General features: G+C 56.3%; 8 protein-coding genes. 2 read left to right on the top strand and 6 right to left on the bottom strand.

Annotated elements, in window-relative coordinates; genetic code table 11:
* Positions 1 to 72 precede the first annotated feature (72 nt).
* Positions 73 to 1,326, bottom strand: a complete 1,254-nt coding sequence (glyA, locus tag AC07U6_RS09685) for a serine hydroxymethyltransferase (RefSeq protein WP_494763468.1) — start codon at positions 1,324 to 1,326, stop codon at positions 73 to 75.
* A gap of 317 nt (positions 1,327 to 1,643) precedes the next feature.
* On the opposite strand from glyA, the gene hmpA reads away from it, so the two are divergent.
* Positions 1,644 to 2,825 (top strand): NO-inducible flavohemoprotein, encoded by a 1,182-nt coding sequence (gene hmpA, locus AC07U6_RS09680; protein ID WP_494763469.1) that lies wholly within the window; start codon positions 1,644 to 1,646, stop codon positions 2,823 to 2,825.
* Between the two features lie 81 nt (positions 2,826 to 2,906).
* On the opposite strand, the gene glnB is transcribed toward hmpA, so the two are convergent.
* From glnB to AC07U6_RS09660, 4 genes are all read right to left on the bottom strand, one after another.
* Positions 2,907 to 3,245 carry a nitrogen regulatory protein P-II gene (gene glnB, locus AC07U6_RS09675; RefSeq protein WP_056238873.1) on the bottom strand — a complete coding sequence of 113 codons (339 nt, stop codon included), beginning with the start codon at positions 3,243 to 3,245 and terminating at the stop codon, positions 2,907 to 2,909.
* A 137-nt stretch (positions 3,246 to 3,382) separates the two neighbouring features.
* Entirely contained in the window at positions 3,383 to 4,717 is a 1,335-nt protein-coding gene (gene glrR, locus AC07U6_RS09670; protein ID WP_494763470.1) for a two-component system response regulator GlrR, read from the bottom strand.
* Positions 4,714 to 5,454 (bottom strand): two-component system QseEF-associated lipoprotein QseG, encoded by a 741-nt coding sequence (qseG, locus tag AC07U6_RS09665; protein ID WP_494763471.1) that lies wholly within the window; start codon positions 5,452 to 5,454, stop codon positions 4,714 to 4,716. Before qseG ends, glrR begins: the two co-directional genes overlap by 4 nt.
* A gap of 2 nt (positions 5,455 to 5,456) precedes the next feature.
* Positions 5,457 to 6,884: a sensor histidine kinase gene (locus AC07U6_RS09660; RefSeq protein WP_494763472.1), complete on the bottom strand. Its 1,428-nt coding sequence runs from the start codon at positions 6,882 to 6,884 to the stop codon at positions 5,457 to 5,459.
* Positions 6,885 to 7,370: 486 nt separating this feature from the next.
* Between AC07U6_RS09660 and AC07U6_RS09655 the strand changes: the two genes are divergently transcribed.
* Complete coding sequence (locus tag AC07U6_RS09655; RefSeq protein WP_494763473.1) at positions 7,371 to 8,165, top strand: hypothetical protein; 795 nt, start codon at positions 7,371 to 7,373, stop codon at positions 8,163 to 8,165.
* Positions 8,166 to 8,191: 26 nt separating this feature from the next.
* Here the strand turns inward: AC07U6_RS09655 and purL are convergent, their stop codons facing one another.
* Complete coding sequence (purL, locus tag AC07U6_RS09650; protein WP_494763474.1) at positions 8,192 to 12,076, bottom strand: phosphoribosylformylglycinamidine synthase; 3,885 nt, start codon at positions 12,074 to 12,076, stop codon at positions 8,192 to 8,194.
* Positions 12,077 to 12,322: the final 246 nt, after the last annotated feature.

The raw sequence follows: 12,322 nt of genomic DNA, 5'->3' as shown, positions 1-12,322 counted from the left end.
TAAAAAAATAACGGGGCACTGATGTGCCCCGTTATCTGTGTGACGGCTCGCAGTTAATGGACTGCTAGCGGATTATGCGTATACCGGGAAGCGGGCGCAGATATCCAGAACCTGCTTCTTCACGCGCTCGCTGACGCCTTCGTCATTGATATTGTCAAGAATATCGCTGATCCAGCCAGCCAACTCGCGAACTTCGGCTTCTTTGAAACCGCGACGGGTTACCGCCGGAGAACCAATACGGATACCGGAAGTCACAAACGGGCTCTTCGGATCGTTAGGTACGCTGTTTTTGTTGACGGTGATGTTAGCGCGGCCCAGAGCGGCATCGGCTTCTTTACCGGTCAGGTTTTTGTCAACCAGATCCAGCAGGAACAGGTGGTTATGGGTGCCGCCGGAAACCACGTTGTAGCCACGTTCCAGGAACACTTCAACCATCGCTCGTGCGTTTTTAGCAACCTGCTGCTGGTAGGTTTTGAACTCTGGCTCCATCGCTTCTTTGAACGCCACCGCTTTACCGGCGATAACGTGCATCAGAGGACCACCCTGGCCGCCAGGGAAGACCGCAGAGTTCAGCTTCTTATACAGATCTTCGGCGCCGCCCTGCGCCAGGATCAGACCACCGCGCGGGCCCGCCAGGGTTTTGTGGGTGGTAGAAGTCACGATGTGTGCGTGAGGAACCGGGTTAGGGTAAACGTCGGCGGCAATCAGGCCCGCAACGTGAGCCATATCCACAAACAGGTATGCACCAACGCTGTCGGCGATTTCACGCATTTTAGCCCAGTCACACACGCCGGAGTATGCGGAGAAGCCGCCTACGATCATTTTCGGCTGGTGCTGTTTAGCCAGCTCGGCCAGCTCGTTGTAGTCGATTTTGCCGGTTTCATCGATGCCGTAAGGAATGACTTTATACAGTTTACCGGACAGGTTAACCGGGGAACCGTGAGTCAGGTGACCACCGTGCGCCAGGTTCATACCCAGAATCGTATCGCCCGGCTGCAGCAGCGCGGTGTAAACCGCAAAGTTCGCCTGTGAACCGGAATGCGGCTGCACGTTGGCATAGTCGGCACCGAACAGCGCTTTAGCGCGGTCAATAGCCAGCTGCTCAACGATATCCACGTACTCACAGCCACCGTAGTAGCGTTTACCCGGATACCCTTCGGCATATTTGTTAGTCAGCTGGGACCCCTGAGCCTGCATTACACGTGGGCTGGTATAGTTTTCTGAAGCAATCAGCTCGATGTGCTCTTCCTGACGCACTTTCTCCTGCTCCATCGCCTGCCATAAATCGGCATCGTAATCGGCAATGTTCATATCACGCTTTAACATCTGCATCTCCTGACTCAACTGACTTTAATAAGGAACGTGAGGGTGTGGTCAACAGTTTAAACTGTTACCCAGCCGTTGAATAGCGCCATGACCGCCTTTTTGCGCAAACGATTGGCTTCAGAGCCAGCAAGGCTTAGATATCATTTTTACAAGCAGTTGGTTACGGAGTTTTCCTCATTATCAACTTGCAGCTTATTCATTAAGCCCCTGTTATCAGCACGGATAAATAACCACTGATATTGAAGGTGTATTTACAATGCAACCACTCGTCAATCAAATGCATTTGAAATACACGTTATAAGATTAGGGGGTTCACCATGCTAGATAATCAGACCATTGCCACCGTCAAATCCACCCTTCCCGCTATTCTCGAGCTTGGACCACGCCTGACGGCCCACTTTTACGATCGCATGTTCAGCCATAATCCCGAACTGAAAGATATTTTTAATATGAGCAATCAGCGCAACGGCCACCAGCGGGAAGCGCTGTTTAACGCCGTCTGTGCCTACGCCAGTAATATTGATAATCTGGCGGCGCTCGGCCCCGCCGTGGAGAAAATTGCCCAAAAACATACCAGCTTTGCCATCCGACCCGAGCAATACAACATTGTCGGTACTCACTTACTGGCCAGCATCGATGAGATGCTGCATCCGGGTGAAGAGGTTCTTGAGGCCTGGGGCAAAGCCTATGGCGTGCTGGCCGGGATCTTCGTGCAGCGTGAAGAGCAGATCTATGAACTCTCCGAGCAAAAACCCGGTGGCTGGAGGGGAACGCGAGAATTCATCATTAGCGAAATCACACCACAAAGTTCGGTAATCACAAGCTTTGTGCTGACCCCGGCTGACGGCCAGCCGGTAGCGGGCTATCGCGCCGGGCAATATCTTGCCCTTTGGGTGGACGATCCTTCTTTTGAAAATAAAGAAATTCGTCAGTATTCACTCACTCGCTCACCCAATGGCAAAAATTACCGGCTTGCCGTACGTCATGAAAAGGGCGGAACGATGTCCAGCTGGCTGCATCAGCAGAAGGTGGGCACGCATCTGCGCGTTGCTCCACCGGCCGGTGATTTCTTCCTGGACGTGAAGCCGGAAACCCCGGTCACGCTGATCTCGGCGGGTGTAGGGCTGACGCCAATGCTGGCGATGCTGCATCAGCTGGCAGAGAACCGACATCCGTCGCCGGTACAATGGTTCCATGCCGCCGATAACGGCAGCACGCACGCTTTTGCCAAAGAGGTCACGGAAACCGGAAATCATCTGCCAGGGTTTACGCAGCATATCTGGTACAGCCATCCCACAGCTCAGGATAAAGAAAAATTCGACACGCACGGGCTTATCAACCTGTCGCCGCTGGAGTCCAGGCTCAGCGATCCGGCCATGCAGTATTATCTGTGTGGGCCGGTGGGATTCATGGAGACGGTGGAGCAACAGCTTCAACAGCTGGGCGTTTCGCACAATCGTATTCATTATGAAGTGTTTGGCCCGCACAAAGCGCTATAACACACCACTCTGCCGATCGTAACGCCAGAATTGAACAGGGCCTGAATATTCAGGCCCTGTTACGCAAGTAAAAGACAGCGATTAAATCGCTTCTTCGTCTTCTTCACCGGTGCGGATACGCACAACGCGCGCCACATCAAATACGAAAATCTTACCGTCGCCGATTTTACCGGTCTGTGCTGTGTTCATAATGGTATCGACACAGGTATCGACAATATCATCAGCCACAACGATTTCGATTTTCACTTTTGGCAGAAAATCGACCATATATTCAGCTCCGCGATACAGCTCGGTGTGGCCTTTCTGACGACCAAAACCTTTTACTTCCGTTACCGTCATACCGGTGATGCCGACTTCCGCCAGCGCTTCGCGCACGTCATCCAGTTTGAACGGCTTAATAATTGCATCGATCTTTTTCATAGCAGACCCTTATTTCTCCCTCCGGTAACGGACGGGTAATCAACGATTAACTTCACCGGACAGGTCACGCGGCGCGGTCTGTCTCTTTTTTCAGGCAGCTAAACTACCATAATTGATAGTGAAAACGGCACTGAAAATTATTCTTTAAAATCGGCGGCGTCCAGTTCGTGTCGCGACAGCAGTTTATAAAACTCGGTACGATTGCGCCCCGCCATTCGGGCGGCATTGGTCACATTTCCTTTGGTCATTTGCAGCAGCTTACGCAGGTAGTTAAGCTCGAACTGATTACGCGCCTCCGCAAACGTGGGCAGCGCCGTATTTTCTCCGGCCAGCGCCTGTTCAACCAGCGCGTCGCCGATGACCGGTGCCGAGGTCAGCGCCACACACTGTTCAATCACATTCACCAGCTGGCGCACATTCCCCGGCCAGCTGGCGGCCATCAGGCGATGCATCGCGTCGCTGGAGAAGCTGCGGACAAACGGCTTGTGTCGCGCCGCCGACTGCTTCAATAAATGATTGGCCAGCAGCGGAATATCCTCGGCTCTTTCGTGCAGGGCCGGGATCTTCAAATTGACCACATTTAAACGATAGAACAAATCTTCGCGAAACTCTTTTCTCTCCATCGCTTTTGGCAGATCGCGATGGGTGGCGGAGATAATGCGCACATCGATATCCAGATCGCGGTTGCTGCCCAGCGGGCGCACTTTGCGCTCCTGCAACACGCGTAGTAGTTTGACCTGCAGTGCCTGCGGCATATCACCAATTTCGTCGAGGAACAGCGTTCCCCCCTCGGCGGCCTGGAACAGCCCTTCCCGACTGCTCACCGCACCGGTAAAAGCCCCTTTCGCATGGCCAAACAGCTCAGATTCCAGCAGCTGCTCCGGCAGCGCACCGCAGTTAATCGCGATAAACGCTTTGCCCGCGCGCGGGCTGGCCGCATGGATCGCCTGCGCCAGAATCTCTTTTCCGGTTCCACTCTGACCGTTAATCAGCACGCTGACGTCGGAATGCGCCACCAGCCGCGCCTGTTCCAGCAGACGCAGCATCAGCGGGCTGCGGGTGACAATATTTTCGCTCCACGACTCGTCCGTCGTTGGCACCCGGTGCGCCAGCGCCTCATCGATGGCTTTGTACAGCGCATCACGGTCCACCGGCTTGGTCAGGAAACTGAACACACCTTGCTGCGTAGCGGCAACGGCATCCGGGATAGAACCATGCGCGGTAAGAATGATCACCGGCATACCGGGATGACGTTTCTGGATTTCGGCAAACAGCGCCATCCCGTCCATTTCATCCATGCGCAGATCGCTAATCGCCAGATCGATAGTTTCACGGTCCAGCACCCGCAGCGCTTCCGGGCCACTTTCGGCGGTGGTGACGGCAAAACCTTCACTACTGAGGCGCATACCGAGGAGTTTAAGCAGGCTGGGGTCGTCATCCACCAGCAGCAGGCGGGCTGATTTTTTTATCATGGCGTTGCATCGTCCTCTGATTTATTACCGGATGATGTTGCGTCGTCCGGTACGGATTTATCCGCCGCGTGGCTGCTGTCGGCCGCATCGGGCGAACGGCGTGATGAAAGCTGGCGCTCGATGTCGGTCAGGGAATCCAGCTTGCGCCGGGTCACCGCCAGCTCCTGGTTCAGCGCGATTTCCTGCTGGCGCAGCGCATCAAGCTGCGCATCGCTGGTCTGTTGCAGCGCCGCGTAGCGCGTGCGCTCTGCCGAAAGCTGCAACAGCGATCCCTGCCCTTCCCGCCACATGGCCAGTAACGGGCGCACGGCGGTCGGGTAGTCGTAGCTATAATCATCAAGACGATGTAAATACTGGCGGCGCTCCACGGGCGTGACGTTACCGTTGCTGAGCAGTACGGCCTGTTTAAAACGGCTCTGCCAGTTATCCGCCGGCCAGCGGCGCGCTTCGACGCGAGCTTCGGCAGGTGACAGGCGCAGGGCACAGTCCATTGTTCGCAGCCAGTAGAGCGGGTTGTTGACCACCTGCGCGTTGTTAAAGGCCCAGACCTGGCCGCAGGAGACCGCCTGGAAATCCACAACGCGGCGTTCAGATTCGCTGAATGAATCATGCGTCAGATTGCTGTTCTTCTCCGGCACCTGGCTGCAGCCAAATATCAGTGGGATCAGCAGTGACACCGCAGCGAGTTTGCCGGTTCGATCCAGAGACAACAGAGCAGATAAAGGTGAAAAGCGCATGACTAGTCATTCCCGGCGGTGGTATTTAATTCGATACGGAAGCAAACATCCGCTTCCTTGCTGTCAACCAGCTGTAAATCACCCTGCAAACGCTGCAGGCAGTCTTTTGCAATACTCAGCCCCAGCCCGCTGCCTTTAACGGCCCCCTTTCGCTGCATGTTGCCCTGGAAGAAAGGTTCAAAGATCATCGCCCGCTCTGCGGTCGGGATCGGCGTGCCGGTGTTGGCAACTTCAATAATTGCCCGGTCTCCCTGCTGGCGGCTGCGGACCCAGATACGGCCTGATTCTGCGCCGTAGTGTACAGCATTGGAGTAAAGATTATCGATCGCCCGCAGCAGCAATGTCGGCTCCGCACGACAGCTGGCGAGCTGAAGATCGATGTCGGTGTGTATCATCTTAGCGCGAGCCGTGAGGTTGTGGCTGGCAACCAGCGTTTCAACCAGCGGGGCCAGCTGCACATCCTCAAGCGGCAGTGGTCCATCGGCCAGCTTACGATTGTAGTCCAGCAGCTGCTCAATCAGCGTTTGCAGGCGACGGCTACTGTCATTGAGAATACTAACGACTTCTTTCTGGTCAGCGGTTAAGGGGCCAGCTATCTGATCGGCAAGCAATTCCGTTCCTTCACGCATGCTGGCCAGCGGCGTTTTCAGCTCGTGAGAGATATGGCGCAGGAACTCGTGGCGCTGGGACTCAAGCCAGGTCAGCCGCTCGCTCAGCCACAGTATGCGCTGCCCCAAAGAGCGAATTTCACGCGGTCCTTTGAACATCAGGTCCTGTTCAAGCTGTTGCCCTTCGCCCAGACGGTTAATCATCCGCTCGACGGCTTTCACCGGCCCGATAATCATGCGGGTAAACAACACCACCAGCCCGAGGCTGAGCAGGAACAGTGTCAGCGCCTGCCAGCCAAAATACTGTCCCCTATCGGCAATTTCACGCTGTAACTGCAGGCCGCGCGAGAAAACCACTTCGCGGGTAGTTTGCACCAGTTCAGCGTTGGCGGAAGAAAATGCCTCCAGCTGATCGGCGGCGGCTTTTACCGGTGTGCTGTTGTCGCATTTTATCTGGCTCAGCTGAGTAAGGCTTTGACGCAGCGCCTGGTAAGTGCGGATGTCTGGCAGTACCGGTGCGTGGGCATCAAGCATTTGCGAATAGCGGCTGTGCTGAGTTTGATAGAGCTTTTGCAGCATCGGGTTATCCAGTACGCAGTACTGACGATAACTGCGCTCCAGTTCCAGCGCCGTACGCGCCATTGCTTCACTGCGCCGCACATCGGTCAGGGTGGTACGGTTAGTATCCGCCGCGCGATCGCTCAACGCCGACAGGCTTTCCCAGGCCTGCCATGCCAGCACCAGCAGCGGTAATAACACCAGTAAAAACGCCATCAGCACCAGCTGACGCAGCGATCGTGGAAACAGACGCCATTTCTTCACGGATTGATCTCTTGTTCAGGTTATCTGTGATGCTAGCGGAGAGTGGGCGGCGAGGAAAGCCAGGCGATGAAATGAAAATGGCCGGTTCACTGAACCGGCCATCGGGCGACGCTGCATAGTAAGCAGCGAGGCTGAATAGGTGGAGCCTAACTCAACGTTGTGTCCGATGTTTGATAACGTCACAGAGTGAACGATTATCGGTGGGGTGGACGACAGGCTCCGTTTTGTGCGTCATTCTGGGCGTTATGGGCACTAGACCGCTTGCGCAGGGCTGTCATAACCAGGTGAATGAGCCGCTGAGCAGATTATAGCAATCATCGTGCCAGTTTTACAATTCATGTTTTAACTTATTATAAAATGGTGATTTTTTAGGTTTTCACTGAGTTGGGTCGGCACGCTATTTTGACCAGTCGGTCCGGATGAGTGTCGCTGAAAAGAAACACTTTTTGCGATGCGCGAAACGTGCCATTTAAATCAATGAGTTAAATGTCTCCTTTTGGAGACAGTGGTTTGAGTAGATTGTCGGGGAAATGCAACAGTGGGCTGAGGCTGGTAATTCCGGTGCTGATGATTTCGGTGCTGATGATTTTGGTGCTGGTGGTTTCGGAGCTGATGATTTTGATGCTGGCGCAGACGGGTTGGCCCCGGAAACGGACTGGTCCTCGCGCCACGCGTTGCGTGGTGCCTTCACTGCGTGCGTTCAGCGCTGCGGATTGTCGATTTCCGGGGCCAACCCGTCTGCGCTTTGATACCGGAGTCGCTGCTTTAAAAGATCGGCTTTCATCATCCCATCGGACCTCAAGTGAAACTGGCCCACATTACCCACTCCAGATAACGACACAGACAGGAAAACCCGCTGGTCATTCAGATAATGAAAGCAAAATCAGCTTGCCGATCAAGTTAATACTCATGACTGAACCTGTCTCAACGCAGAAAAGAAGCCACGGCAATTTCCGGAAGAGGGCCAGCCTGGGCGGCTGCCGGGCAATCCGCAGCGCTGAGGTGCAGGTAGCGGGACCGGAGAGAGCAGCATGGATGCTGCGCTCAGGCGTGGCGCGGGCAGGACGCCCGCTCCACGCCGATCCGCAAGGCCCGATACCGAAACCGAAGGCACCGCAAGGCGGCGCGAGGACCGCCCGGCAGCCGCCCAGGCTGGCCCTCGTTCACCGCGATTCCAGCAAAGCTTTTCATCTTGCCACCCGTTTCGGAGAAGTAAATGATAAAAAAAAGCCACCATCCCAAAGGACGGTGGCTTTTTCAAACCTGCCATTAGCCCGCTGATTTACAGCAAGCTACTCACACAGGTATCAGCCCAGCTGCTTACGCGCATTGCGGAAAATACGCATCCACGGGCTGTCCTCGCCCCACTCTGCCGGGTGCCAGGAGTTGCTGACGGTACGGAACACGCGCTCCGGGTGCGGCATCATAATCGTTACGCGACCGCTTTCGTTAGTCACCGCCGTAATACCGTTTGGAGACCCGTTCGGGTTAGCCGGGTACTGCTGGGTCACGTTGCCGAAGTTATCGACAAAGCGCAGCGCCACCAGACCTTTCTGCTCAAGCTGTGCCAGATGCGCATCGCTACGCACTTCAACAAAGCCTTCACCGTGCGACACCGCAATCGGCATACGAGAACCGACCATACCATCCAACAGCAGAGACGGGCTGGCCGCAACTTCTACCAGGCTGAAGCGGGCTTCAAAACGCTCGGACTGGTTACGCACAAAGCGTGGCCACTCTTCGCTACCCGGGATCAGCTCGCGCAGATTGGACATCATCTGGCAACCGTTACATACGCCCAGCGCCAGCGTCTGCGGACGGTGGAAGAAGGTTTCGAACTCATCACGGACGCGGCTGTTGAACAGAATCGATTTTGCCCAGCCTTCACCGGCACCCAGCACATCGCCGTAGGAGAAGCCGCCGCAGGCAACCAGTGCCTGAACGTCGGTCAGACCACGACGACCCGCAAGCAAATCGCTCATATGCACGTCAACCGCATCAAACCCGGCACGATGGAAGGCAGCCGCCATCTCAACGTGGGAGTTAACGCCCTGCTCGCGCAGTACGGCAACTTTTGGACGCGCGCCGGTGGCAATAAACGGTGCGGCAATATCTTCTTCTGGCTTGAAGGTCAGTTTGACGTTCAGGCCCGGATCGCTGTTGTCTTTCTTGGCTTCGTGTTCCTGGTCTGCGCAGATCGGGTTGTCGCGCAGGCGCTGCATCTGCCAGGTGGTTTCTGCCCACCAGGTACGCAGCGTGGTACGGCTTTCGCTGTACACCGCAGAATCGCCGGAGGTAATCACAAAGCGATCGCCCTCTACCGCACGACCCAGCACGTGAACGCTGTCGCCCAGTCCGTTGGCAGCAAACACCTGCTCAACCGCAGCGCAGTCTGCTGCAGCAACCTGAATCACCGCGCCCAGCTCTTCGTTGAACAGCGCAGCCAGACTGTCGCTGCCCAGCGCGGCAATGTCTGCCTCAACGCCGCAGTGGCCGGTAAAGGCCATTTCCGCCAGCGTCACCAGCAGGCCACCGTCGGAACGGTCGTGGTAAGCCAGCAGTTTGCCATCGGCAACCAGGGTCTGAATCGCATTCCAGAATCCGGCCAGCTGCTTCGCATCGCGCACGTCGGCAGGTTTGTCACCCAGCTGACGATAAACCTGAGACAGTGCCGTTGCACCCAGCGCATTTACGCCGTTGCCGAGGTCAATCAGCAGCAGCCGGTTATCCACGGTTTGCAGCTGTGGGGTTGCGGTTTTGCGCACGTCTTCCACGCGGGCAAAGGCGGTGATCACCAGCGACAGCGGAGAAGTCATCTCACGCTGCCCGGCACCTTCCTGCCAGCGGGTTTTCATCGACATAGAGTCTTTACCTACCGGGATAGTGATACCCAGCGCCGGGCACAGCTCTTCGCCGACGGCTTTCACCGCTTCGTACAGGCCCGCATCTTCACCCGGGTGGCCGGCTGCGGCCATCCAGTTAGCGGAAAGTTTAATGCGCGTCAGCGGACCAATCTGAGTCGCAGCAATGTTGGTCAGCGCTTCGCCCACGGCCAGACGACCGGAGGCAGCGAAGTCCAGCAGCGCAACCGGCGCACGTTCGCCGAGCGCCATCGCTTCACCGTAGTAGCTGTCGAGGCTGGCGGTGGTGATCGCGCTGTTGGCGACCGGGATCTGCCAAGGGCCAACCATCTGATCGCGCGCTACCATACCGGTGACAGAACGGTCACCGATGGTTACGAGGAAGGTTTTCTCCGCAACGGTCGGCAGATGCAGGACGCGGTTTACCGCATCAGCAATCGAGATATTGTCGCGAACCAGCGCGTCGCCTTTTGCCTTCAGGCTGGCTACATCGCGGGTCATTTTTGGCGTTTTGCCCAGCAGTACGTCCAGCGGCAGGTCAATTGGCGTGTTGTCGAAATGGCTGTCGGCCAGCGACAGATGCATCTCCTCGGTGGCTTCACCAATCACCGCATACGGAGCGCGTTCGCGTTTGCACAGCTCGTCAAACAGCGCGATGCTCTCCGGCGCAACCGCCAGCACGTAACGCTCCTGGGATTCGTTACACCAGACTTCCAGCGGGCTCATGCCCGGTTCATCATTGAGGATGTCGCGCAGATTGAAACGACCGCCGCGCTCGCCGTCGCTGACCAGTTCCGGCATGGCATTGGACAGGCCACCCGCACCCACGTCGTGGATAAACAGAATCGGGTTGGCTTCACCCATCTGCCAGCAGCGGTCGATCACTTCCTGGCAGCGGCGTTCCATTTCCGGGTTGTCGCGCTGTACGGAGGCGAAGTCCAGATCGGCATCCGACTGCCCGGAAGCCATGGATGAGGCCGCACCGCCGCCCAGACCGATATTCATCGCCGGGCCACCCAGTACGATCAGCTTGGCACCGACGGTGATTTCGCCTTTCTGCACGTGATCGGCACGGATGTTACCAATACCGCCAGCCAGCATGATTGGCTTATGGTAGCCGCGCAGCTCTTCGCCGTTATGGCTGTTGACGCGCTCTTCATAGGTACGGAAGTAGCCGTTCAGCGCCGGGCGACCAAATTCGTTGTTAAACGCCGCGCCACCCAGAGGGCCTTCGGTCATGATATCCAGTGCGGTTACGATACGATCCGGCTTGCCGAAATCTTCTTCCCACGGCTGTTCAAAACCCGGGATACGCAGGTTAGATACGGAGAAGCCAACCAGACCGGCTTTTGGTTTCGCGCCGCGTCCGGTCGCGCCTTCATCACGGATTTCGCCACCGGAACCGGTCGCCGCACCCGGCCACGGCGAAATCGCCGTCGGGTGGTTATGGGTTTCTACCTTCATCAGGATATGCGTGTCTTCCTGATGGAAATCATAGGCGCCCTGGCGGTCAGCGTAGAAACGCCCCACCTGAGAACCTTCCATTACCGCGGCATTGTCTTTATAGGCAGACAGCACGTGGTCCGGGGTTTTCTCAAAGGTGTTTTTGATCATCTTGAACAGAGATTTTGGCTGCTGTTCACCGTCAATCACCCAGTCGGCATTAAAAATTTTGTGACGGCAGTGCTCTGAGTTTGCCTGAGCAAACATATAGAGCTCGATATCGTTCGGGTTGCGCCCCAGTTTTTCAAACGCGGCCAGCAGGTAGTCGATCTCATCCTCGGCCAGTGCCAGGCCCAGCTTGATATTAGCCTGAACCAGCGCATCACGACCTTCACCCAGCACGTCCACGCTCTGTACCGGCGCGGGCTGATGGTGTGCGAACAGCTGCTCGGCCTGATTCAGATCCGTAAAGACGGTTTCCATCATGCGGTCGTGCAGCAGAGCAGCCAACGTGCCCCATTGCGCATCGGTCAGCTGTGGAGCCTGAATATAGAAGGCCAGGCCGCGCTCAAGGCGCAGAACCTGTGGCAGGTCGCAGTTGTGGGCGATATCGGTCGCTTTGGATGACCACGGGGAGATCGTGCCGGGACGCGGGGTCACCAGCAGCAGGCGGCCTTCCGGGGTATGCTCAGCGAGAGAAGGACCGTATTTCAGCAGGCGCTGCAGGCGCGCTTTAGCATCCGCATCAAGCGGTGCGCTGACATCGGCGAAATGGACGTACTCGGCGTAAATATCACTCACCGGCAGGTGAGCGTCCTGAAAGCGGGTCAGCAGTTTGTTAATACGAAATGCCGACAGGGCGGGCGAACCACGCAGAATTTCCATCATTAAAGATCTCTCGTCTCGAAGCGCCGGGCGACGCTTCATTGGGCGCAACAGGGAAAACGGGCGCTATTATAGAGAATCCCCACCGGTTACGAAACCGTTTGCGCAGAATTAATCGGCATCCAGAATTGGCTGAAAATCGCACGATTCAGGTTGATTTAGGTTGCGATGCCACTCGGACTTGAGCAAAATGCTCCACGCTCAGGAGCAATTATAGCCAATAAATACTGCCATTAAAGACAGATGCCC

The organism is Erwinia sp. GW821-FHT03D09, from assembly GCF_059420805.1.
Note: the sequence above shows the minus strand (reverse complement) of the source record. Positions and strands in the feature narration are given on the sequence as shown.

Bases quoted from the DNA above. Each gene is read 5' to 3' on its own strand.
- glyA (WP_494763468.1), bottom strand. From the start codon at position 1,326: ATGTTAAAGCGTGATATGAACATTGCCGATTACGATGCCGATTTATGG.
- glnB (WP_056238873.1), bottom strand. From the start codon at position 3,245: ATGAAAAAGATCGATGCAATTATTAAGCCGTTCAAACTGGATGACGTG.
- qseG (WP_494763471.1), bottom strand. From the start codon at position 5,454: ATGCGCTTTTCACCTTTATCTGCTCTGTTGTCTCTGGATCGAACCGGC.
- hmpA (WP_494763469.1), top strand. From the start codon at position 1,644: ATGCTAGATAATCAGACCATTGCCACCGTCAAATCCACCCTTCCCGCT.
- glrR (WP_494763470.1), bottom strand. From the start codon at position 4,717: ATGATAAAAAAATCAGCCCGCCTGCTGCTGGTGGATGACGACCCCAGC.
- AC07U6_RS09655 (WP_494763473.1), top strand. From the start codon at position 7,371: ATGTCTCCTTTTGGAGACAGTGGTTTGAGTAGATTGTCGGGGAAATGC.
- purL (WP_494763474.1), bottom strand. From the start codon at position 12,076: ATGATGGAAATTCTGCGTGGTTCGCCCGCCCTGTCGGCATTTCGTATT.